Source organism: Streptomyces sp. TSRI0281 (assembly GCF_001905125.1).
Taxonomy (GTDB): domain Bacteria; phylum Actinomycetota; class Actinomycetes; order Streptomycetales; family Streptomycetaceae; genus Streptomyces.
Map to the genome: position 1 here is coordinate 124,975 of NZ_LWLE01000008.1, position 21,784 is coordinate 146,758.

Annotated in this window: 19 protein-coding genes and 1 pseudogene; 12 read left to right on the top strand and 8 right to left on the bottom strand. The window is 72.2% G+C overall.

Annotated features, from left to right (window positions below; all coding sequences use genetic code 11):
* Nucleotides 1–57 precede the first annotated feature (57 nt).
* Both uppS and A6A29_RS48025 read right to left on the bottom strand, forming a co-directional pair.
* Nucleotides 58–1,686, bottom strand: a complete 1,629-nt coding sequence (uppS, locus tag A6A29_RS15325) for a polyprenyl diphosphate synthase (RefSeq protein ID WP_241838483.1) — start codon at nucleotides 1,684–1,686, stop codon at nucleotides 58–60.
* A complete protein-coding gene (locus A6A29_RS48025) occupies nucleotides 1,686–2,324 on the bottom strand; it encodes a LysR family transcriptional regulator (RefSeq protein WP_385730380.1) in 639 nt (212 codons plus the stop codon). The genes uppS and A6A29_RS48025 overlap by 1 nt, the downstream gene beginning before the upstream one ends.
* Before the next feature lie 110 nt (nucleotides 2,325–2,434).
* Between A6A29_RS48025 and A6A29_RS46505 the strand changes: the two genes are divergently transcribed.
* The 4 genes and pseudogenes from A6A29_RS46505 to A6A29_RS15350 all read left to right on the top strand — a co-directional run bounded on the left by A6A29_RS46505 (nucleotide 2,435) and on the right by A6A29_RS15350 (nucleotide 4,882).
* A complete protein-coding gene (locus A6A29_RS46505; protein ID WP_073720636.1) occupies nucleotides 2,435–2,629 on the top strand; it encodes an FAD-dependent monooxygenase in 195 nt (64 codons plus the stop codon).
* Nucleotides 2,626–2,943, top strand: a complete 318-nt coding sequence (locus A6A29_RS46510) for a hypothetical protein (protein WP_241838484.1) — start codon at nucleotides 2,626–2,628, stop codon at nucleotides 2,941–2,943. Before A6A29_RS46505 ends, A6A29_RS46510 begins: the two co-directional genes overlap by 4 nt.
* Nucleotides 2,944–3,088: 145 nt before the next feature.
* A pseudogene (locus A6A29_RS48030) lies at nucleotides 3,089–3,289 on the top strand (helix-turn-helix domain-containing protein); the annotation flags it as partial.
* A 198-nt stretch (nucleotides 3,290–3,487) separates the two neighbouring features.
* Nucleotides 3,488–4,882 (top strand): MFS transporter, encoded by a 1,395-nt coding sequence (locus tag A6A29_RS15350; protein ID WP_073720695.1) that lies wholly within the window; start codon nucleotides 3,488–3,490, stop codon nucleotides 4,880–4,882.
* 27 nt (nucleotides 4,883–4,909) lie between these two features.
* Here A6A29_RS15350 and A6A29_RS15355 read toward each other — a convergent pair whose 3' ends face one another.
* Entirely contained in the window at nucleotides 4,910–5,389 is a 480-nt protein-coding gene (locus A6A29_RS15355; RefSeq protein WP_073720638.1) for an NUDIX hydrolase, read from the bottom strand.
* A 51-nt stretch (nucleotides 5,390–5,440) separates the two neighbouring features.
* On the bottom strand, nucleotides 5,441–7,045 hold the full coding sequence (gene lnt / locus A6A29_RS15360) for an apolipoprotein N-acyltransferase (protein ID WP_073720639.1): 1,605 nt from the start codon (nucleotides 7,043–7,045) through the stop codon (nucleotides 5,441–5,443).
* 324 nt (nucleotides 7,046–7,369) lie between these two features.
* Between lnt and A6A29_RS15365 the strand changes: the two genes are divergently transcribed.
* Nucleotides 7,370–8,533, top strand: a complete 1,164-nt coding sequence (locus A6A29_RS15365; RefSeq protein ID WP_198953080.1) for an O-antigen ligase family protein — start codon at nucleotides 7,370–7,372, stop codon at nucleotides 8,531–8,533.
* Here the strand turns inward: A6A29_RS15365 and A6A29_RS15370 are convergent.
* Both A6A29_RS15370 and A6A29_RS15375 read right to left on the bottom strand, forming a co-directional pair.
* Nucleotides 8,481–9,044, bottom strand: a complete 564-nt coding sequence (locus A6A29_RS15370) for a hypothetical protein (RefSeq protein WP_073720640.1) — start codon at nucleotides 9,042–9,044, stop codon at nucleotides 8,481–8,483. The genes A6A29_RS15365 and A6A29_RS15370 overlap by 53 nt on opposite strands.
* Before the next feature lie 69 nt (nucleotides 9,045–9,113).
* A complete protein-coding gene (locus tag A6A29_RS15375; protein ID WP_073720641.1) occupies nucleotides 9,114–9,899 on the bottom strand; it encodes a glutamate racemase in 786 nt (261 codons plus the stop codon).
* A gap of 58 nt (nucleotides 9,900–9,957) precedes the next feature.
* Here A6A29_RS15375 and A6A29_RS15380 point away from each other — a divergent pair, with 58 nt between their 5' ends.
* Nucleotides 9,958–11,139 (top strand): glycosyltransferase, encoded by a 1,182-nt coding sequence (locus tag A6A29_RS15380; protein WP_073720642.1) that lies wholly within the window; start codon nucleotides 9,958–9,960, stop codon nucleotides 11,137–11,139.
* Between the two features lie 133 nt (nucleotides 11,140–11,272).
* Here A6A29_RS15380 and A6A29_RS15385 read toward each other — a convergent pair whose 3' ends face one another.
* Nucleotides 11,273–12,574, bottom strand: a complete 1,302-nt coding sequence (locus tag A6A29_RS15385) for a TerD family protein (RefSeq protein WP_073720643.1) — start codon at nucleotides 12,572–12,574, stop codon at nucleotides 11,273–11,275.
* Between the two features lie 260 nt (nucleotides 12,575–12,834).
* Between A6A29_RS15385 and A6A29_RS15390 the strand changes: the two genes are divergently transcribed.
* The 4 genes from A6A29_RS15390 (at nucleotide 12,835) to A6A29_RS15405 (ending at nucleotide 17,786) form a co-directional block, all read left to right on the top strand.
* Nucleotides 12,835–13,353 (top strand): DUF6643 family protein, encoded by a 519-nt coding sequence (locus tag A6A29_RS15390; protein WP_073720644.1) that lies wholly within the window; start codon nucleotides 12,835–12,837, stop codon nucleotides 13,351–13,353.
* 114 nt (nucleotides 13,354–13,467) lie between these two features.
* Complete coding sequence (locus A6A29_RS15395) at nucleotides 13,468–14,292, top strand: MOSC domain-containing protein (protein ID WP_073720645.1); 825 nt, start codon at nucleotides 13,468–13,470, stop codon at nucleotides 14,290–14,292.
* Nucleotides 14,293–14,455: 163 nt separating this feature from the next.
* Nucleotides 14,456–15,064, top strand: coding sequence for an Rv1733c family protein (locus A6A29_RS15400; RefSeq protein ID WP_073720696.1), 609 nt, complete (start codon nucleotides 14,456–14,458; stop codon nucleotides 15,062–15,064).
* Nucleotides 15,065–15,341: 277 nt separating this feature from the next.
* Complete coding sequence (locus A6A29_RS15405; protein WP_073720646.1) at nucleotides 15,342–17,786, top strand: right-handed parallel beta-helix repeat-containing protein; 2,445 nt, start codon at nucleotides 15,342–15,344, stop codon at nucleotides 17,784–17,786.
* On the opposite strand, the gene A6A29_RS15410 is transcribed toward A6A29_RS15405, so the two are convergent.
* Nucleotides 17,756–20,035 (bottom strand): hypothetical protein, encoded by a 2,280-nt coding sequence (locus tag A6A29_RS15410; RefSeq protein ID WP_385730390.1) that lies wholly within the window; start codon nucleotides 20,033–20,035, stop codon nucleotides 17,756–17,758. The two genes, A6A29_RS15405 and A6A29_RS15410, sit on opposite strands and share 31 nt — an antisense overlap.
* 362 nt (nucleotides 20,036–20,397) lie before the next feature.
* On the opposite strand from A6A29_RS15410, the gene A6A29_RS15415 reads away from it, so the two are divergent.
* A complete protein-coding gene (locus A6A29_RS15415) occupies nucleotides 20,398–21,243 on the top strand; it encodes a DeoR/GlpR family DNA-binding transcription regulator (protein WP_073720648.1) in 846 nt (281 codons plus the stop codon).
* A gap of 41 nt (nucleotides 21,244–21,284) precedes the next feature.
* On the top strand, nucleotides 21,285–21,764 hold the full coding sequence (locus A6A29_RS15420) for an SRPBCC family protein (RefSeq protein WP_073720649.1): 480 nt from the start codon (nucleotides 21,285–21,287) through the stop codon (nucleotides 21,762–21,764).
* Nucleotides 21,765–21,784 lie beyond the last annotated feature (20 nt).

Sequence of the window (21,784 nt, forward strand, 5' to 3'; positions counted from 1 at the left end):
GGCAGGGACCGGGCCCGGGCTCCGGATGCACGGGCCCGTTCCCGGGTCGCAGGGTCCTCAAGCCGGCTCTGTCGAACGGGTCGGCTCCGCCGGCCGGGCAGGGCCGGGGAGAGTCCCGCCGAAGCGGCGCTGGCGGCCGGCGTAGACCGTGACCGCCTCCCGTAGCTGCTCCAGGCCGAAGCTGGGCCAGGGAGTCGGATCGAAGACCATTTCGGCGTAGGCCAGGTGCCAGGGAAGGAAGTTGCTGGTCCGCTGTTCACCGGAGGTGCGGATCAGCAGATCGACGTCCGGGAGGCCGGGCACGTACATGTTCCGGTCCAGGTCGGCGGGGCCGATGTCCTGTGGCCGGATCGCTCCGCGGGCCGCTTCGGCCGCCAGCGCCCGGGCGGCCTCGACCAGTTCTTCGCGCCCGCCGTAGTCGACGCAGACAGTCAGCGTCAGCGTCCGGTTGTTCGACGTCATGCTTTCCGCCAGGGTCAGTACGGAGGCCAGTGACGGGTCGATGCGGTCCCGCCGCCCGCACCAGCGCACCCGCACCCCCAGGTCGTGCAGCCACTCCGCACCCCGGGCCATCGCATCGGCCATGGTCTCGAACAGCGCGTCCAGTTCGTCCTGAGAGCGGTTCCAGTTCTCGGTGGAGAACGCGTAGAGAGTCAGGTGCCGCACTCCCAGCCGCAGCGCGGCGTTGACCAGGCGCATCGCGGGCCACTGACCCGCCTGATGCCCCCGGAAGACCGGCTGACCCTGCTCCGATGCCCATCGTCGGTTGCCGTCCATGATGACCGCGACGTGCTCCGGCACCGCATCCACATCCGCGAGCGGCCATACCGGGCGGCGAGGGACCCCATCGGCGGACACCAGCGGCTCAAGACCGTGGGTGAAGACCCGCTCCTGGCGGAGGGCGGTCTCGTCGAACTGCAGATGGGCACCCAGCACCAGCAGGTGCAGGAACGGCCGGTACTCGCGCTCCACCAATGCCGTCACCGGCGCAGCCTGTTCCAACAGGACGTTCCAGCGGCCGAGTTGCATGCGCATCAGTTCCGCCAGTGCCCCGGGACGTTCACCGCGTTGCAGATCGCTCACCTCCAGTCCCAGTGCCCGCAGATCGGCGCGCGGCAGGTAGCACCGGCCTGCGGCGAGGTCCTCCGGCATATCCTCGACGCCGTCCACCGCTTGGCCCGCCTCGCCCAGCAACGAGGCCATCGCCAATACCTCCGGGTCCCTCATGCCCAGCAGCGGGAACCACAGCTCAGCGGTCGCACCTCCCGTCCCCCTCAGGTAGCGCCGCTGGTCCTGGAACGTCTCGAAGAGCGGCGGACCGGCGCAGTCGGCCTCCAGGGTGCCCAGGAACTCCTCGATCACCACACGGTCGAGATCCCACCGCCACACCGTGTCCACGAACGCCCGCAGCACCGGATGCCCGCTGTCCCCCGAACGCAACCCCTCGCGGGTGGCGGAATACCAACGGGCAAGCCGCCGCACACGCTCCGTCGACGTACCCTCCCTGTCGGCGATGGTGTCGGTCCGCAGGAAGAAGCCGTGGACAGCGTGCATGTGCGGGCGAACCGGGGCGGGCAGCAGTTCAGTTGCCCGCCACATCGGCGTAAAGAACTGCCTGGTCAACGCCTCGCACTGCTCGTAGGACTCAAGCAACTCGGACGAGCCGGACAAAGTCTCATCACTCATCATGCACAGACCTCCCCTTCAACCACGCCGTTCGGCAGCACCCGCACCCCCGCGCAGCGCGGCCGGATGACAACGCCTCCCCACCGACCCGCGGGCAGGAAGCCTCCCCCATCACCAACGACACGCCGAGCGACCGGTATCGGGCGGCAAAGCGCCGACGGGCCCGCAGGATCGTCGATCGGCGGAGCGACTCGCTCGACGGCGTGGCCGTCATCGTCGTGGAGAAGCGCACTACGCCACCCGCGTCGATCGCCCCGTCGCGGACCTTCGCCGGCAGAGAGGGGCTCGATGCCCCGGTGAGACTCACCGCGACCCGGAGGTATCGGCGGTGATACTCCCCCAGCAGCCCGGGGATGCGGGTGCCTTCCAGGCCGCCGACGGTCCCCAGCGCGAACGAGCCGCCCAGCAGACCGGAACGGTCGGCGAACTCCAGGACCGCCGCCGCGGCCCGCCGCCGGACAGGCGCGGGCGTGCGGCAGCAGGGCGGCACCGCCGGAGATGAGGACCACCTGTCGGGGCAGCCGTTCGAACAGGGGCTCGCCCAGCTCCTTCTCCAGGGCCTGGATCTGCTGGCTGATCGCGGGCCGAACGACATGGCAGCGGGCCGCCGCCCTGGTGAACGACTGTTCCTCCGCCACCGCGACGAAGTACTCAAGCGTACGGAGGAGCCGCTGGGACGTGCGGCCGGATACCGCCGGCCGCAGACTCCGTACATCGCGGCCGTCTGTAGACGCTGCTGCTCGACGCGGTGCGCGAACGTCTGGGCCTGGACGCGGTCCGTACGGGCCTGCTCTTCCAGCGATTCGAGCAGACCGAGGGGGGCGTCCGCGCCCACTTCCTGGACCGGTCGAGCGGGCTGCCCACGACCGTCGACGGCGACGTGCTGGTCGGCGCCGACGGCATCGACTCCGCCGTCCGCGCCCAGCGTTCCCCATGGGCATGAACGGGGGATCGCAGTCCGTCGTCGACACCCGCGTACTGGCCTGGTGCCTGGCCCGGGACAACCACCCCGCCGCCGCGCTCGCCCGCTACGACCTGATGCGCCGGCCGGTCGTCAACCCGGTCGTGCCGGCCAACCGGGCCCTGGGGCCGGAAGAGATCATCGCGCGAGCCGCGGACCACGGCGGGGCGCTGCCCGGCGGGCAGGCCGAGAAGATCGCGGAACGCTACAGGGAGCTGACCCGGGCCACCGTGGCCCAGGTCAACACCCACGCGTCCTGGGCGGTTCCGCGCCGTGCCACGGAACCCGCACGCTGAGGACCAGCCATCGGTGCCCGGCCGCCCGGAGACGGACGTTGGCCTCGCGGGTGACCCTGCGGGCGAGCCTGTCCCGGCCGGCGCCTTCGCTGTCCGCGCACGGGCCTTTGGCGCGTGCCTCGCCGCTGATCGGAAGTGTGAGCCCATGAGCGGGACCGGCCATCCGGGTTTCGGGGAGGTGCTGCGTGGTCACCGCCGTGCGGCACGGCTGACGTTGGAGCAGTTGGCCGAGGTCTCGGGTGTCTGCGCCCGCACTCTGTCGGACATGGAGCGTGGACGGAGCAAGGGGCCGCAGGACCGGACCGTGGCCGCCCTCGCGGATGCGCTGGAGCTGGACGGGAAAGGCCGTACGGAGCTGATCGAGCCGGCACGCGACGGCCGGCTGACGAGGCCCACACGCAAACCCCCGCCACCGCCCCCATGGTGGGCACACGCACCTCGGCGACCGGAACTATGGTGCCCCACCACATACGCCCCTGAACTGCCCGTTCCTACGGTGTGGCGACACGAAACGTCCCCGCCAACCGTCCGGAAGTGGTGTCCCATGGCCGCCCCCGCAACCTCTCCCCCAACACCCGGCTCCCTCAAGCGAGTCGTCGCCGCCAGCCTCGTCGGCACCACCGTCGAGTGGTACGACTTCTTCCTGTACGGCTCGGCTGCCGCGCTGGTCTTCAACAAGCTGTTCTTCCCCGATTCCAACCCGCTCGTCGGCACCCTCCTCTCCTTCCTCACCTATGCCGTCGGCTTCGCCGCGCGGCCTGTCGGGGCCCTGGTGTTCGGGCACTACGGCGACCGCCTCGGGCGCAAGAAGCTGCTGGTGCTCAGTCTGCTGATGATGGGCGGGGCGACGTTCGCCATCGGACTGCTGCCGACCCATGCCACGGTCGGGTCGGCCGCCCCCGTACTGCTCACCGTCCTGCGGCTGGTGCAGGGATTCGCCCTCGGTGGTGAGTGGGGCGGGGCCGTGTTGCTGGTGTCCGAGCACGGGGATGCGAAGCGGCGCGGATTCTGGGCGTCATGGCCGCAGACCGGGGCTCCGGCCGGGCAGTTGCTCGCCACCGGGGTGCTGTCCGCGCTCACCGCGCTGATGTCGGACTCCGCGTTCCTGGCCTGGGGGTGGCGCATCCCGTTCCTGCTCTCGGGTGTGCTCGTGATTCTCGGCCTGTGGATTCGTCTCTCCGTCGATGAATCCCCTGTTTTCAAGGCAGCGTTGGCGCAGGCCGCTCAGCGCAAGGCGGAGTCCGCCGCGGCGGAGAAGATGCCGCTGGTCGCCGTGTTGCGCCATCACTGGCGGGACGTACTGATCGCCATGGGCGCCCGGATGGCGGAGAACATCAGCTACTACGTCATCACCGCGTTCATCCTCGTGTACGCGACGACCGCCGTCGATCTCAGCAAACAGACGGCTCTCAACGCCGTACTCATCGCCTCCGCCGTGCACTTCGCCGTCATTCCGCTGTGGGGCGCCCTGTCGGACCGCATCGGGCGCAAGCCGGTCTATCTGGTCGGGGCGATCGGAGTGGGGCTGTGGATGTTCCCGTTCTTCGCGCTGATCGACACACGGAGCTTCGGGAGTCTGCTGCTCGCCGTCACCGTGGGGCTGATCTTCCACGGCGCGATGTACGCACCGCAGGCGGCGTTCTTCGCCGAGATGTTCGCGACCCGGATGCGGTACTCGGGTGCGTCGATCGGGGCCCAGTTCTCGTCGGTCGCCGCGGGCGCTCCGGCGCCGCTGATCGCCACCGCGCTGCTCGCCGACTTCGACAGTTCGACGCCGATCGCGCTGTACGTCATCGCCGCGGCACTGCTCACCGTGGTGGCGCTCCTCTGCGCGAAGGAGACCCGGCACCGGGACCTCGCCGACATCGACGCCGAAGCGGCGGAAGGGCGGGAACCGGTCGACCGGGCGGAGCTGCCCGCCGACGCCCGTCCGGTCTGAGACCTCGGGCGGCGGCGGACGGCCGCCTCAGGCGAGGGCGGTGGGCTGGAACCAGGTCGGTCCGTCGGTGAGGGCCTGCTTGATGCGGAAGAGATTGAACTCGGCGAGCGGCGGGAGCGCGTCGACGTCGAACCAGCCCACCTCCAGCGACTCCTCGTCATTGACCCGTGCCTCGCCGCCCGTCGCCCGGCAGCGGAAGGTGATGTCGAGGAACTGGCACCGGTCGCCGTTGCCGTACTGCACCGGCTTCAGCGCCTTGGTGAGCACCACCCGCTCGGCCACGCAGTGCACGGCCGTCTCCTCCAGCACCTCGCGTTCGGCCGTCTCCGCGGGCTCCTCCCCCGGCTCGCAGATACCGGCGATGAGCGCCCACTTGCCCGTATCGGCGCGCCGCCCCAGCAGCACTCTGCCGTCGTCGTCGAAAACCACCGCGCTGACCCCCGGCAACAGGAGCAGCTGGTGGCCCGCGGTGGCGCGGATGTCACGGATGAAGTCGGGAGTAGCCATGCGGCGAGCCTAAAGGGTGTGCCGCACTCCTCGGTGGATCAGCTCCCGGCCCTACGCCTCACCGCGTCGAACCTGCCGGGCGCGCACCGCGCGGACCGTGACCCAGCCGAGGCCGGCCACGGCGAGCAGGGCGATGACGCCCTCCGGCAGCGGTCCCATCCGGGTGGCGGGCGTCAGCGAGGACCGCAGCGGCACCTCGTCGACAAGAGCGTCGGGCGTGAACATCTTGGTCTTCCGCACGATCGTGCCGTCCGGCCTGATCACGGCGCTGACCCCGCTGGTGACCGGTACGACGACGGAGCGCCCGTGCTCGACGGCCCGTACCTGGGACATCGCCAGCTGCTGGTAGGTCATCTCGCTGCGTCCGAAGGTCGCGTTGTTGCTCGGTACGGCGATCAGCTGCCCGCCGTGCTTCACGGTGTCGCGTACGGCGTCGTCGAACGCGGCCTCGTAACAGGTGACCAGGCCGACCTCGGTGCCGGCCAGGTCGAAGACACCGACCTTCTCGCCCGGCCCGAAGTCCCGGCGGACGCGGTCGACGTCCTTGCTGAAGATCCGGACGAAGGACCGCATCGGCATGTACTCGCCGAACGGCTGGATGTGCCGCTTGTCGTACGTGGCGACGGGGCCCTTGTCCGGGTCCCACTCGATGAGGGTGTTGCGGAGGTTGCCCGAGTCGGGCTCGACCACCGCGCCGACGACCGTGGGGACGCCGATCGCCTTCACGGCGTCATCGATCACGAGGCGGGCGTCGGCGTTGCGGTACGGGTCGAGGTCGGAGGAGTTCTCCGGCCACAGCACGAAGTCGGGCTGCGGCACCTTGCCCGCCTTGACCTCCCGGGCCAGCTGTTCCGTGCGCTTGGCGTGGTTGTCCAGGACCGCGCGGCGCTGGGAGTTGAAGTCCAGGCCGAGGCGCGGCACGTTGCCCTGGATCGCGGCGACCGTCGCCGTCCCGTCCTCTGCGGAGTCATCGACCAGCGGCAGAGCGGCGAGTGCCGCCGCGACGGGGACCAGGACGGTCGCCGCCGCGGCGACGACCGCGGCGCGCGGCACCCTGCCGGTGGTGCGACGGGAACGGAACCGGCGTACCGCCTCGAAGAGTCCGAAGCCGCACAGCACCACCGCGAAGGACAGCAGCGGGGTCCCGCCCAGCGCGGCGAGCGGCAGGAACACGCTGTCCGCCTGGCCGAAGGCGATCTTGCCCCAGGGGAAGCCGCCGAACGGCACCCGCGCCCGGACCGCTTCGTCCAGGGTCCAGACCGCGGCCGCCCAGACGGGCCAGTACGCGAGCCGGGACACTGCGGCGATCCCGACGCAGCCCACCGCGATGAACAGCGCTTCGGCGGCGGCGAGCGCCAGCCATGGCACCGGGCCGACCTCCTCACCCGTCCAGTGCAGCAGCGGGAGCATGAAGCCGAGCCCGGCGAGGAGGCCGAGGCCCAGGGCCGCGCGCAGTCCGCGGCCGTACAGGACCCAGCCGAGCAGTGCGAAACCGGGCAGAACCAGCCACCACAGTGGCCGGGGCGGGAAGCTCGCGTAGAGCAGCACACCGGAGAGTGCGGCAGCGAACGGCCGCACGAGCCCCGGCAGCAGCCTGCGGCCGGGGGGCGTGGCGGCGGGCGACGAGTCGTCGACGGTGGTCATGGTGGCGCTCACCTGGCGGAGTCTACGGTGGGCCGCTGTGCGCGGCCGACGTGGCCGGTGCGGGCATCGGCGCCGGTGTCCGGGGGCGGGTGTGGCCGGTGGAGATGTGGCCGGTGACCGGGGCGGTGTGCCCGCGGTCGAATCGGCCGGCTCGACGTCCCGGAGGGAGGAACGTGCCGAGGCTCGCCGCCTGGCGCGCCTTTTCCTGCCACACCGTTTCTACGCCATTCCCTCACACCTGCGCCCCATGGCCGGTTACGGTGTGCGCCAGTCCCCTGTCGGCCGGCTGATCCGGCCGTCGTGGGCGGGACGGTCATGGTCGGGGGGTCGATCAGGATGACTGCACCTGTGGGCCGGGACAGCACCCGGGAGCGCGGCGGCGCGTCCGACGCGGCCGGGGCCGTGATCCTCGCCGCCTGCGCCGTCTGGTCATTGGTGAGCGCCGCGGGCCGGGACACCAGGCCGGAAGGCGTGCTGCTCGCTCTGCTGGCCGTCGCGGCGGGCTTCACCTGCGGCAGGATCTGCGGAACGCTGCTGCCCGTCGCCGCGACCACCGTGGTCTCCGTCGCCGCCCTGGTCATGGGGCTCGGCTCGCGGCACGGCATGCCGGGGGCCACCGCCGCGTCGGACATCGCTCCCGGTCATACCGGTGCGGCCACCGCCCTGATGGTGTTGGCGGCGGGCGCCGCCTGCTGCGCGGCGGCCGCGGCGGGGCGGGCCTCGCTGCGCGTCACCCTGCGGCTGCTGGCCCTCGGCTCCGCGTGTGCCGCACTGACGCTCGGCTCGGCGGTCGGATTCGCCGCGGCGCTCGGAGTGCTGCTGTGTTCGCCGGCCGCGGTCCGGACGCGGCACCGGCTGGCCGGGCTGGCCGGGCTGGCCCTGATCGCCGGGCTGATGGCCGGGGCTTCCTGGGCGGTGGCCGAGGACGCCCTGCCGGAAGGACTCGCGGTCTCCCTGGAGGGGCAGCTCACCCGGAACCGGGTGGAGCTGTGGCGCGACGCGGTGGAGCTGGCTCGGGAGAATCCGCTGCTGGGGGTGGGGCCCGACCGGTTCGGAGAGCTGAGCCCCACCGCGCGGGAGACACCGCGCTCCGACGGAAAGCCGCATTCCGCCCCCTTGCAACAGGCCGCCGAACAGGGCGTGGTCGGGGTGGCGCTGCTGGGGGCCGCGTTCGGCTGGCTGTTGTACGTCCTGTGGCGCTCTCCCCGTACGACGGCGGTGGTGCTCACGGCCGGTGCCGCGTTGACCGCGCTGGCGGCTCTGGCCGTCGTCGGCAACGCGCTGAGCTTCACCCCGGTGACAGCGGGCGCCGGACTGCTGGCCGGCCTCGCCTCGGCGCGGCGCCCGGTGGGCGAGCCCTCGGATACGGATACGGCTAGGGGCGCTGGAGAAGACGGACTCCGCGTCACCGGACCGCGCGGGGCCGGCAGGGGTCGCGCCGAGGAGGTCAGGCTCCGGCGGCCGGTCCAGGGGCCGGGAGGTGCAGACGGTCGCGGATGAACCGTACGGCCGCCTCCGCGTCGTCCACCGTGACGGTGAAGGTCCGGCCGTCACCGAGTCTGAGCACCAGGCCCTCCCCCTTGCGCACCACGACGGCGGAGCCCTGCTCGGGGCGCCAGCGGTAGCCCCAGCCGCCCCACTGCCGCGGATTGACCGTGGGCGCGAACTCCGCGCCGACCACATGGGTGAGCAGGATGCGGCGGCGCGGCAGGCCCGCGTGGCCGCAGCGCACCTCCAGGGCGTCCCCGTCGACCTTGACGGCCACATGGACGAAGGCGAGCGTCCCGAACAGCATGAGCAGCCCGGCGGCGACGCAGCCGATCACGGACATCAGCAGCGGGGCGATGCCGGAGGTCCACGCGGAGTCGACGGCGAGCTGGATGCCCAGCGCCATGCACCCCGCGCCCACGGCCGCGAGCAGCCACTGCACACGATTGGTCGCCCGGCCGGTCCACACCGTGGACGGCGCCTCGGTCGAGCCGTGCCTCGCACTGTCGGGGTGGTGCGTCATGCCAGCAGCGTACTCACGTTCCCCGTCGCCGGGAGGGGGCGAGCGGCCCCGTTCCCCCGGTCCGGGCGGTCAGTGCGCGGGGCTGACCGCTTTCAGGAGCAGACCCTCCGCATAGGCCATTGCGGGTTCCGGCAGGGCCGCGGCGCGTCCGCTGAGGATGACGGCGAGCGTGCCGGCCGGTTCGGCCGACGGAGCCGGTACGACGCCGATGCGGCGCAGCGCCTGGGCGGCGACGGCTCCCGCGGAACCGTGCAGGGCGAGCGGCGGGCGGCCGGGGCGCTGCACGGCGGCGCGGATGCGTTCGGCCACCAGCTCGTAGTGGGTGCAGCCCAGGACGACGGCCCGCACGTCGGGCGGGGTGAGGGCGGCGGCGGCGGCGACGGCGCGGCCGATCGCGGCTTCGTCGGCGTTCTCCACGGCGTCGGCGAGGCCGGGGCACGGGACCTCGGTGACCTGCGCGGAGCTGGCGAACTCCTGGATCAGCCCGCGCTGGTACGGGCTGCCGGTGGTGGCCGGGGTGGCCCAGATGGCTACGGGACCGCCGCCCGCGGCGGCGGGCTTGATGGCGGGGACGGTGCCGATGACCGGCAGCGTGGGTTCCAGCTCGGCGCGGAGTGCCGGCAGAGCGTGGACGGAGGCGGTGTTGCAGGCGATGATCAGCGCGTCCGGCCGGTGGGCGGCGGCGGCGCGGGCCACGGCCAGCGCGTGCGCCGTGACGTCCTGCGGCGTGCGGGGGCCCCAGGGCATGCTGTCCGGGTCGGAGGAGAGCACCAGGTCGGCGTCGGGCCGCAGACGGCGTACAGCGGCAGCCGTCGGGAGCAGGCCGATTCCGGAGTCCATAAGTGCGATCTTCACCCGGTCACCATAGTCGACAGCCCTTGCGCCCCGGCCGAAGTGGGGCAGACTTCGGCGGATGAGCGCCGTTGCCTGGATCGCCGTGGGTTCGCTGATCGCGTGGGTGTGGCTGCTGCTGGGGCAGGGGTTCTACTGGCGCACCGACCAGCGGCTGCCCCGCCACGCAGAGCCCCCGCGCTGGCCGTCGGTCACCGTCGTCGTGCCCGCGCGCGACGAGGCCGCGATGCTGCCGGTGAGCCTGCCCTCGCTGCTGGCCCAGGACTATCCCGGGGAGGCGGAGATCATCCTCGTGGACGACTGCAGCCGGGACGGTACGGGGCAGGTGGCCCGGGACCTTTCGGTACGGCACGGCGGGCTGCCGCTGACCGTGGTCTCGCCCGGGGAGCCGGAGCCCGGCTGGACGGGCAAGCTGTGGGCCGTACGGCACGGGATCGCACTGGCCCGGCAGCGGAAGCCGGAGTTCCTGCTGCTCACGGATGCCGATATCGCGCATGAGCCGGACAGCCTGCGCGATCTGGTGGCCGCGGCCGGTACCGGGGGGCCGGACTCTTTCGACCTGGTCTCCCAGATGGCGCGGCTGCGGGTGGCGAGCGGCTGGGAGCGGCTGGTGGTGCCCGCCTTCGTGTACTTCTTCGGGCAGCTCTACCCGTTCCGGCGGGTGAACCGGGCGGGGGCCCGTACGGCGGCCGCGGCGGGTGGCTGTGTGCTGCTGCGCACGGAGGCCGCCGAGCGGGCCCGGATCCCGGAGTCGATCCGGCAGGCGGTGATCGACGATGTGTCGCTGGCCCGTGCGGTGCAGCGCAGCGGTGGCCGGATCTGGCTGGGGCTCGCGGACCGGGTCGACAGTGTGCGCCCGTATCCGCGGCTCGGGGACCTGTGGCAGATGGTCTCGCGCAGTGCGTACGCGCAGCTTCGGCACAGCCCGCTGCTGCTCGCCGGGACCGTTCCGGGGCTCGCGCTCGTCTACCTGGGTCCGCCCGTCACCCTGGTGGCCGGGCTGCTGACGGGTGATCCGGTGGCGGCGTGGGCGGGTGGGGCGGCGTGGGCGGTGATGACGGCGACGTATCTGCCGATGCTGACGTACTACCGGCAGTCGCTGTGGCTCGCGCCGTCGCTGCCGTTCACGGCGGTGCTGTATCTGCTGATGACGGTGGACTCGGCGGTGCAGCACTACCGGGGCCGGGGGGCGGCCTGGAAGGGGCGCACCTACTCCCGCCCCGAGGCCACCCCCGACGTGTGACCCGGCCGCCGCGCCCCCTGTGCCGTGATCGACCGGGCGCCGTGCCGAAGGCCGGCCCGGCGCCTTGCCGGAGGTCGGCCGGGCGCCTTGCCAGAGGTCGGCCGAGACCCTGCGCGGGCCCGCCGGTCGGCGTCTACTTGCGGCCCGGGGTCCAGTCCATTCCCCACCCGTACGCGGCGTCGATGGTGCGCTGCGGGCTCACTCCGCGCTCGGGTACGAGATAGCGGGCCTCGCGCTGCACCATGAGGTCTCCGGCGTTGTTGCTGATCAGCGCGAGGGCGCAGACGGTTGAGGGCACCGTGCATTCGTCGAGGGAGAAGTCGATCGCCGCGCCGTTCCGCGGCTGAAGGGTGACGGTGGCATGGAGATCGGCGAAACTCCGGGCACCTTCATAGATGGTGACGAAGATCAGAACGCGGCGGATCCGGTCCTTGTGGTCGAGGTTGAGGGTGAGGTTCTCACCGGTGGAGACGGCGCCGGTGCGGTCGTCCCCGTCCAGATGGATATAGGGCGGCTGCCGCAGAGAGCCGAAGGCGTTTCCGAGTGACTGGACAACTCCCTTGCTGCCATCGGTGAGTTCGTAGAGAGCGCAGAGATCGAGATCGAGGTCGGCGTGCATGGCGATGGCCCGGCCGAGTTTGGCGCCCCAGCTCTTGAACTGTTTGCGTACTTCCCAGTTGAGATTGACGCGAAGCTCTCCGGAGGTACCGCCCTGTTTGGCGAGCGAGACGGAAGGGGCTTCCTTCGTCAGCGTGACCTTGGTCAGCCTCACCGGCGGGGCGGCGGGCGGTGCGGGTACGGCGGGCGGTGCGGTGGCCGGGGGCCGGATCACGGGCGGGGACTGCGGCTGTTGCGTCGGCCGTGACGGCTGGGCCTGCGGGGCCTGCTGCGGCTTCTGGGGTTCGTCGACCGAGATCCCGAAGTCCGTGGCGAGGCCCTCAAGTCCGGTGCTGTACCCCTGACCGACGGCACGGAACTTCCAGGCGCCCTGACGCAGGTACAGCTCCCCGAGAAGGAAGGCGGTCTCGACCGTGGCGTCCGTGCTCTCGAAGCGGGCGATCTCCGCGCCGCTCGCCGTGTCCACGATCCGTACGTACAGACCGCTCACCCGCCCGAAACTGCCGCCGTCCGCCGAAGCCGCGACGACGACGCGGTCGATCGCGGGCTCGATCCGCGCGAAGTCGACCGCGAGGGTGTCGGTGACGCTGTCGCCGGTGGTGGCCTTACCCTCGTACCGGACGGCACCGGAGGCGTGCGCGGGCTGGTTGTAAAAGACGAAGTCCGCGTCACCGCGGACCTTTCCCGACACCAGAAGCAGGGCTGACGCATCGACACCGGGGGTCCCCGGAGAGGCCCGCCATCCCAATTCGACCCGCACGGCCTGAGCCGGCACCGGAACATTGGTTCCTTTTAGCATGGTCATGCTCGCTCCCATCGCGAGTCGGGCTGTCCGAAAAGCTTTTCCGCCAAACCTAATCCCCCGGCCGGCCGGGGCGCCCGCCGCCCTCACCGGGACCGGCTCGGCGATCTGCCGGTAACCCCCCGCGAACTCGCCCTTTACACGATCACTACGCCACTGGGCGCCCTTTTTTGCCAAGTTCGCTCGCATTGGGGATCGCGGTTCACTCACAACACGCAAAACAACCCTCTTATCGGGCTCCCCAACCAGCACATCGTGGGCTTAACTTAGGTGGCATGACCTCCCCCCGCTCCACCTACGGCGGCGGCTACTACGCCGCACCGTCGTTCCCCGACACTCCGATCTACGACTCCCTGGTCGCGGAGCGGGGTACCCCTCAGATCGCGCCGATCCGAGTGCCGGCCGCCTACGACACCGGCAACAGCTATCTGCCGGCCCTGCCGTCGGCGTTGCCGGCTCTTCCCGCGGCTCCTTCGCAGCCCAACGGGTCGTACGGCTACCAGCAGCCGACGGCGCCGCAGTATCAGCAGCAGGCCCCGGCGCAGCACTCGCCGATGCAGCCCGCTCATCTGCAGCACGCCCCGGCGCCGTACATCCCGCAGCAGCCGGCCCCGGCGCGTGGCTATCAGCAGCAGCCCCCGGCCCGGGGCTACCAGCCCCAGCCCCAGCCGCCGCGGCCCGCACCCGGCACCGGGTACGAGTCGATGCGGCCGGCTTCTCCCCGGCCCGCCCCGGCGCCGTCCCCCTACGAGGACCCGTACAACAACCGCCCGTACCAGGGCCGGGGGTACTGACAGAGGCGACAGGCACCGCACAGCGGGCCCACAGTCACACACGCGCACGGCGGCACCGTATGCCCGTTCCGGGCCGGTCATGCACGTTCAGGGGTGGCTGGCAGGATGGACGGCATGGCTTCTCCCATGCTCCGGTCCCTCCATGTGCATCCGGTCAAATCACTGGCCGCGTGTGCCCGCGACGAGGTCGTCGTCGAGCCATGGGGACTCGACGGCGACCGGCGCTGGATGCTGATCGACCGCACGGACAGGGCCGTCACACAACGTCAGCAGCCGCGCATGGGGCAGGTGTCCGCCGCGCTGACCAAGGACGGCGGGGTGACGTTGAGTGCGCCCGGGAGTGCGCCCCTGACCGTGGAAGTGCCCCCGCCCGGCCGCACCCTCACCGCCGAGCTCCACGGGAGCGGGTTCGAGGTCGTGGAGGCCGCGGCCGACGCGCACTCCTGGCTCGGTGATTTCCTCGGCACGCCGGTCCGGCTCGTCCATCTCGACGCGCCGTCGCACCGCAGACTCATCGACCCCGCCTACGCGCGCCCCGGCGAGACCGTCTCGCTCGCCGACGGGTATCCGCTGCTCCTCACCACCACCGCCTCGCTCGCCGCCCTCAACGCGCTGATCGCCTCGGGCGGCCATCCGGAGGAAGGCCCCCTGCCGATGAACCGGTTCCGGCCGAACGCGGTCGTCGACGGCACCGGCCCCTGGGCGGAGGACGACTGGAAGCGGATCTCCATCGGCGAGGTCCCGTTCCGCGTGGTGAAGCCGTGCGGCCGCTGTGTCATCACCACCACCGACCAGCGCACCTCCGAACGCGGCAAGGAACCGCTGCGCACGCTCGCCCGTCATCGTCGGGTGGGGAAGGACCTTCTCTTCGGCCAGAATCTGATCCCCGACGGGACCGGAGTGATCCGGGTCGGGGATCCTGTCCGGATCCTCGACTGACGACAAGGAGTCCCGACCGGGCCGAAGAGCGGGGAACTCGCCCGGACACACCGGACGTTGGAGGGGCGAGATCGCTCTCTCCCCGCTTCCCCGACAGGCGAGACCCGCCGTACCGGGCATCACGGATTCGGTGGGCCACGGATACGGAAGGGGGCGCACGGTGATACGGGCGGTAGCGGGAGTCCGGCGTTGGCGGCACAACCCCCTGCGCCGGTCCACCGATCGCAGCGAGGCATGGCTGGCGCTGACCGCGCTGCTGCTGATCGCGCTGGCGGCGCCGGTGCTCGGCTGGATATGCGGGGCGCTCACCGACGACGCCCTCCAGGAGTCGGTGCGGGCCCAGCAGGCGCACCGGCATCTCACGGCCGCGGTCGTGGTGCGCCGGACCGCGGCTCCACCGCGCTTCTCCGGGGACCAGGAAGGCTCTTCCGGACGGGCCACACAGACCTCGGTGGTGGCCACGTGGAGAGCCCCCGACGGAAGGCCCCGCAAGGGGACGGTGTCCACCACCTCCAAGGTCGGCGGCCCCGGTTCCCGGGTGCGGATCTGGACCGACGACTCGGGGCGTCCGGCGCTGCGCCCGATGGACCCGCCGACGGCCCACACCCACGCGGTGCTGGCCGGAGTCGGCGTGTTCCTGCTCGCCACCGGGTTCGTCGAAGCGGGCAGGCGGCTGATCCTCTGGCGCATGACCCGGCGGCGGTACGCACGGCTCGACCGGGCGTGGGCCAGGGCCGGACCGGACTGGGGCAGGACCGGGACGGGCACCTGACGGCCGCCGCCTGCCCGCCGCCCCCGCCCACCGCCGGAGACGAAACGGTGAGAGACGGTGCACGCACAGTCATGCGGAAAGGCCCGTCGGGCTGATCGACGGCCGACTCGTCAACTCCCGCCCTTCGCGCGCGCTACGGTGGACCGGCCGCCCGCCCCCTCGGCAGGCGGACCCGGTGCTGTCGTCGTCCCATGGCTGTGGCACCGGCACATCGCCCGCCGTACGCGGACGGACCCGGGGGATCGCACACAGCACGAGGTGGGGGCACAGCAGCGCCATGGCACAGGGCTCGGTCCAGGTGACGCACACCGGCACATCTCGATGGCGGCGCCGTACCGGCGAATACGCCTCCCTCTCCGCGGCTCTGGAAGCGGCGGCCGACGGCGACGTCCTCACCGTCGCGCCCGGAACCTACCGGGAGAATCTCGTCGTCCACCGCGCGGTCACGCTGCGCGGTCCCGAGGGCTCGGTCGGCTCCGTGCGGATCGCGCCGGTCGACGGCGTACCGCTGACCGTCCGGGCCTCCGCGATCGTTCAGGATCTGCATGTGGAGGGCCAGGACTCGGCGGCCCCCGCCCTGCTCGTCGAGGACGGTGCGCCCGAGTTCACGGATCTGCGGATCGTGACCCGGTCGGCGGCGGGAATCGAGGTACGGGGCGCCGCCCGGCCCACGGTGCGGCGGTGCACCGTGGACAACCCGGCCGGTGTCGGCATAGCCGTGCTGGACGGCGGTGGCGGGGTGTTCGAGGAGTGCGAGGTCATGTCCGCCGGCCAGTCCGGTGTCGCGGTGCGCGACGGCGGACATCCGCGCCTCGACCGGTGCCGGGTGCACCACGCGTCGGGCGCGGGCCTCAGCGTCACCGGAGAGGGCAGCGGTCTGGAGGCCGTCGGCTGCGAGGTGTACGAGATCAAGGGCAGTGGGGTCCAGATCACCACCCGCGCCTCCGCGCACCTCACCGACTGCACCGTGCACCGCACTTCCGCCGACGGGGTCACGCTCGACACCGACGCGGTACTGACACTCGCCGACTGCGACATCCATGACATCCCGGAGAACGCGGTGGATCTGCGGTCCCGTTCGGTGCTCACCCTGACCCGGTCCACGGTGCGCCGCTTCGGCCGCAACGGTCTCTCGGTCTGGGACCCGGGCACCCGGGTCGACGCCAACCAGTGCGAGATCCACGACAGCACCGGCGACTACCCGGCGGTCTGGGTGAGCGACGGGGCGACGGTGATACTCGACGCCTGCCGCGTCCATGACGTGCCCGACGCGATCTTCGTCCTGGACCGGGGTTCACGGGCCGACGTCGTGGACAGCGATCTCTCCCAGATCCGCAACACCGCGGTCTCGGTGAGCGACGGAGCCACCGCCCAGCTGGACGACTGCCGGATCCGGGAGGCGTCCACGGGTGCGTGGTTCCGCGACCACGGCAGCGGTGGCACGCTGAACAACTGCACCATCGACGCCGCCCAGACCGGAGTCATCGTCACCAAGGGCGCCGACCCGACCATCGAGCGCTGCACGGTCACCTCACCCGCCGAAGCGGGCTTCTACGTCTCCGCCGAGGGGCGCGGCACCTTCCACGGCTGCCGGGTCACGGGCAGCGACGGCTACGGCTTCCATGTGATGGACGGCTGCCGCACCACCCTCACCCGCTGCCGTACCGAACGGTGTGCGCGCGGGGGTTACGAGTTCGCGGAGGGCGGCGCCCCGCACAACGACGGCAACGGCACGGGCCCCGTGGTGGAGGACTGCACCAGCGACGAGAGCGGGCTGCGCGGGGCGGCCGCCGCCCCGGCCCCCGCGGTGCTGACGGCGACCCAGGCGACTCCCGGGCTGCTCGGCGCGATGCCGGAGCAGCGCGCGGCCGTGCAGAGCGCACCGGTCCCGGAGCCCGCGGCCGAGCCCGCACGCGACCCGGGCGCCGTCCTCGGCGAACTGGACACGCTGGTGGGCCTGGACAGCGTCAAGCGCGAGGTACGGGCCCTCACCGACATGATCGAGGTCGGCAGGCGGCGCCAGGAGGCCGGGCTCAAGGCCGCCTCGGTGCGCCGCCATCTCGTCTTCACCGGCTCCCCCGGTACCGGCAAGACGACGGTGGCCCGGCTGTACGGGGAGATCCTGGCCTCCCTCGGGGTGCTGGAGCGCGGTCATCTCGTGGAGGTGTCCCGGGTCGATCTGGTCGGCGAGCACATCGGTTCGACCGCCATCCGGACCCAGGAGGCGTTCGACCGGGCGCGTGGCGGGGTGCTGTTCGTCGACGAGGCGTACGCGCTCTCGCCCGAGGACTCGGGCCGGGACTTCGGCCGGGAGGCCATCGACACGCTGGTGAAGCTGATGGAGGACCATCGGGACGCGGTCGTGGTGATCGTCGCGGGGTACACCCACGAGATGGAGCGGTTCCTTACCGTCAACCCCGGTGTGGCGTCCCGTTTCTCAAGGACCATCACCTTCAGCGACTACCTCCCCGAGGAGCTGCTGCGGATCGTCGAGCAGCAGGCCGAGGAGCACGAGTACAGCCTGGCGGACGGGACCGGGGAGGCGCTGCTCAAGTACTTCACGGCGCTTCCCAAGGGCCCCGCCTTCGGGAACGGCCGCACGGCCCGCCAGACCTTCGAGTCGATGGTGGAGCGGCATGCGGGCCGGGTCGCCCAGCTCGTCGAGACGAGTACGGACGACCTGACCCTGCTCTATCCGGAGGACCTCCCGGAGCTGGTCTGAGTCTCCCCGCCCGTCTGCCGCGGCAGGAGCGGCCCGAGCTGTTCGAGCAGCGCGGCCCGCTCCTGGGCGAAGACCGGGTCGGCCTGGTAGTCGGAATGCCCCAGGATCGGTTCGGGCAGGGGCAGTTCGGGGGTACGCCCGTAGGCCAGCGGGTCCTTCAGCGGTCCTCGGTCGACGTCGGCGCCCCGGCTCCCGGCGATGCGGACGGGGCCGCCGATCGGATCGGTGGGCCGCCACAGATTGCGCCAGCAGTGCACGGAGCGGTGCAGCCCGCGCAGGGGACCGGGACCGAAGTAGGCCGGGAACCACCGTCCGTACAGCCGTTCCAGCGGCGATCCGTAGGTGAGCAGGGCGACCCGGTGGCGGGTCTCGTCGGGCAGTTGCCAGACCGCGGAGGCGGCGAGGACGCTGCCCTGGGAGTGGCCCGAGATGACCAGCCGGCCTTGGGGGTTCCCGCCGGTCCAGGCGGTCATCCGGGAGGCCAGGTCGGGGACGGCGCGTTCGGCGTAGCAGGGCGGCGCGAAGGGGTGGGCGGCGCGCGGCCAGAAGGTTCCCACGTCCCAGAGGATGCCGATGGTGCGGCGGGCGGAGGCGTCGCGGTAGGCACGGCGGCCGCAGGCGACGAACAGGATGAAGCCGAAGCCGATCAGCCAGGAGCCGGTCGACTGGGCGGTCTCCGCGAGGGATTCGATGGCGGGAGAGGCACCGTCCGCCGCCAGCCCCGGTACCTGTCCGCTCGCCCAGGCACCGGCGACCGCTCCGGCTCCGAGCAGCAGGGTGGCGCCGGAGACCAGGCCGACGATCCCGGGTGCGGAATCGGTGAGCGCGGCGGCGGCCCGGGTCCGCGCGATGCGCCGGGTGCGTCCGGGATCGGGCCGCTCGACGCCGTACTCCTCCTCGATGACGCTGCCCGTGCGGCGGGCGTTGCGCGCGGTCCGGACGACCAGGGCGATCACCGGAACGAGCAGGAGCAGCAGCAGGACCGGGATGATGGACGCCTGCCAGCTGAGCAGTACGGGCGGGCCTTCGATGGCGGCGCCGAGGCCCATGCCGGGCGTGCCGGGTCCGTCGAGCCAGTCGGCCACGCGCTGGGCGACCCCGCCGGTCATGACGCCCCCGAGCGCGCAGGCGAGCATCGCGACGGCGGGCCCGCCCAGGCCGTACATGATGGTGCGGGGTTCGGGCGTGCGGCGGTACAGGCTCATGGCCACGACGGCGAGGGCGACGACGAGCGTGCCCTGGCCGAGGGTGAGGGCACGGAAGGCGACCTCGCCGGGCAGGGAGCCCGCGGACCCCCAGTCGGGGCGCGACCAGGCCGCGTATCCGGCGGCGAGGACGAGCAGGGCGAGCGCGGTGCCGGGCAGGAACGTGATGAGGGCGCTGTCGAGCCTTTTGTCCAGGCGCCGTTCGCTGCGGCCTCGGCTGCACACCACCCAGACGGCCACCAGGGCGCACAGTGCCAGAGCCGCCCCGAGCAGCCCGCCGAGGACGTTCGGTACGGGGCTGTCGGCGGCCCGGTCGTGGCGGGCGGCGGCCACGGTGAGACAGGCGGCGACGGTGAGGAATCCGGCCGTGGTGTGGGCGGCGCGGAGCCGGGCGACCAGCCTGCGGCCGTACCAGAATCCGGGCCGCCCGAGGGCGGGGCGGACGGGGTCGGTCGCGGTGTGCGCCCGCGTATTCGGGGTCTCCTCCTCCGGCTCGGCCCCGTCCAGGGGGCGCTGTGATTCGTACGCGCTCCAGGTGCGGTTGGACAGGTACCACAGCAGTCCCACCAGTGCGGTGGGCGCGAGCGCGGCGACCGCGAGGCGGCGTCCCGGCTGGGACCACCAGCCGCCCTGTTCCGTCGACAGGAAGCCCAGCCAGGACCGCCGGTTCGAGCAGTCGGGTACGCCCGCGCACTGCCAGGCCACCAGGTCCAGGGCCACCTCGCAGGCCGCCGCGGTCAGCAGGACGGTGAGGCTGAGCGCGACGAGGCGCACCAGCACCCCGTACAGCCGGACGGCGCGGGTGCTGCCGGAGGCGGTGGGCCGCATCCAGTGGGCGAGGTTGACCACCATGAACGGGAGCAGCAGCAGCCACAGGGCGCGGGAGCCGTTGCCGGAGGTGAGGTTGGACCAGCAGTACGCCTCCGCGACGGGTTCCTTCCCGTACCGCTCGGGGTGGTGTTCGCCGTCGATGTCCTCGGGGCGCCGGTAGACGGCCGCCGTCGCGTCACCGGTGACCCGGACCGTGCGGGGATCGCCGAGCATCTCCTGGGGCGTGGTGCCGCCGACGCCGTGGACGAGCAGTTCGAGCGCTGCCCCGGTGCTCTGCGGGGCCTGGATGGCAGGGGGCAATGGGGTGACTCGCTCTCTGGGGCGCGCGGCCTCACGGCCGACGGGGGGAAAAAACGGAGGACGACGGAGGAGAAGCCGTGGGAGGAGTCGGGGGCGCGCCGCGCGGGGCCACGGGCCGACGCGCGGTCACCAGAATCCCGGACCCGGGACGGGTGCGGCAGAGCTCTCACGGAATCTCCCCAGTGACGCGTCCGACATTCCTGCGTGGCAGGATGAGTACGTTCTGCGGGCCGCTGCGGGACGGTACGGCCAGAGGGAAGGACCGGGACCCGGCGTTGAGCGAGAATCAGAATCTGCTCGCGGAGCAGCGGCGTGCCCTGATCCTCGACGAGGTGCGCAGGCGCGGGGGTGTCCGGGTCAATGAGCTGACCCGGAAGCTGAACGTCTCCGACATGACCATCCGCCGGGATCTGGACGCGCTGGCCCGTCAGGGTGTCATCGAGAAGGTGCACGGCGGTGCGGTGCCGGTGGTCGAGGCGAGCACGCACGAGCCCGGGTTCGAGGCGAAGTCGACGCTGGAGCTGCGCGCCAAGGAGGACATCGCGCGGGCTGCCGCGACGATGGCGGTTCCGGGCAGTGCGATCGCCCTGTCCGGGGGGACCACCACGTACGCGCTGGCCCAGCATCTGGTGGACGTACCGGATCTGACGGTGGTGACCAACTCGGTGCGGGTGGCCGATGTGTTCCACGGGGCGCAGCGTCCGGCCGCCGGCGGCGCTGCGCGCGCCGGTGCGGCAACGGTGGTACTGACCGGTGGGGTACGGACCCCGTCGGATTCCCTGGTCGGTCCGGTCGCCGACCGGGCCATCGCCTCGCTCCACTTCGATGTGCTGTTCCTCGGTGTGCACGGGATCTCGGTCGAGGCCGGTCTGTCGACCCCGAATCTCGCGGAGGCGGAGACGAACCGGCGTTTCGTGCGGGCGGCGCGGCGGGTCGTGGTGGTGGCCGATCACACCAAGTGGGGCACGGTCGGCCTGAGTTCCTTCGCCACGCTGGACGAGGTGGCCGCGTTCGTCACGGACTCGGGCCTGTCGGCCGGGGCTCGCGAGGAGATCGAGGAGCATCTGCCGGGTCTCGTGGTGGCGGGCGGAACTCCCGACGAGGCAGCCCCGGAGCGCTGATCCGACCGGCGAACGGGGGCGGTCGGTCTTAGGATCACGTTGTGGCCGTCTTCCGGATCGAGCGCTTCACTCCCCTTCCCGCCGCCGAGTCCTGGCGCCGGGTGACCGACTGGGAGCGGCACGCCGCGCATGTCCCGCTCACCTCGGTCACTGTCCCGACGGGCTCTCCGTCCCGGATCGGCACCGTGTTCGTGGCCCGGACGGGCGTGGGTCCGCTGGCCTTCGACGATCCGATGGAAGTGGTGCGGTGGACTCCGCCGTCCGCCGGGCGTGCCGGGGCCTGCCGGCTGGAGAAGCGCGGGTCCGTGGTGCTGGGCCGGGCGTCGATCGATGTCCTGCCGACCAATTCCGGGTCCCATGTGGTGTGGGTGGAGGAGCTGCGTGTCCGGCTGCTGCCCGCCTGGGGTGATCCGTTGCTCGCCTCGTGCGGCCGGCGGATGTTCGGCGGGGTTCTGGACTCCCTGCTCGACGCGCCGGTAGGTCGCGCCGCCGAGGGATCCGGGGCTGCCGGCGGGTCCTGACGGGCTGCTGACGGGCTGCT

What these genes read in the sequence shown, in the direction of transcription:
- A6A29_RS15395 (WP_073720645.1), top strand. Translation starts at nt 13,468, where the DNA reads ATGGCTTCTCCCATGCTCCGGTCCCTCCATGTGCATCCGGTCAAATCA.
- A6A29_RS15405 (WP_073720646.1), top strand. Translation starts at nt 15,342, where the DNA reads ATGGCACAGGGCTCGGTCCAGGTGACGCACACCGGCACATCTCGATGG.
- A6A29_RS15365 (WP_198953080.1), top strand. Translation starts at nt 7,370, where the DNA reads ATGACTGCACCTGTGGGCCGGGACAGCACCCGGGAGCGCGGCGGCGCG.
- A6A29_RS15385 (WP_073720643.1), bottom strand. Translation starts at nt 12,574, where the DNA reads ATGGGAGCGAGCATGACCATGCTAAAAGGAACCAATGTTCCGGTGCCG.
- A6A29_RS15410 (WP_385730390.1), bottom strand. Translation starts at nt 20,035, where the DNA reads ATGCTCGGCGATCCCCGCACGGTCCGGGTCACCGGTGACGCGACGGCG.
- A6A29_RS15370 (WP_073720640.1), bottom strand. Translation starts at nt 9,044, where the DNA reads ATGACGCACCACCCCGACAGTGCGAGGCACGGCTCGACCGAGGCGCCG.
- A6A29_RS15350 (WP_073720695.1), top strand. Translation starts at nt 3,488, where the DNA reads ATGGCCGCCCCCGCAACCTCTCCCCCAACACCCGGCTCCCTCAAGCGA.
- uppS (WP_241838483.1), bottom strand. Translation starts at nt 1,686, where the DNA reads ATGAGTGATGAGACTTTGTCCGGCTCGTCCGAGTTGCTTGAGTCCTAC.
- A6A29_RS15380 (WP_073720642.1), top strand. Translation starts at nt 9,958, where the DNA reads ATGAGCGCCGTTGCCTGGATCGCCGTGGGTTCGCTGATCGCGTGGGTG.
- A6A29_RS15390 (WP_073720644.1), top strand. Translation starts at nt 12,835, where the DNA reads ATGACCTCCCCCCGCTCCACCTACGGCGGCGGCTACTACGCCGCACCG.
- A6A29_RS46510 (WP_241838484.1), top strand. Translation starts at nt 2,626, where the DNA reads ATGAACGGGGGATCGCAGTCCGTCGTCGACACCCGCGTACTGGCCTGG.
- A6A29_RS15355 (WP_073720638.1), bottom strand. Translation starts at nt 5,389, where the DNA reads ATGGCTACTCCCGACTTCATCCGTGACATCCGCGCCACCGCGGGCCAC.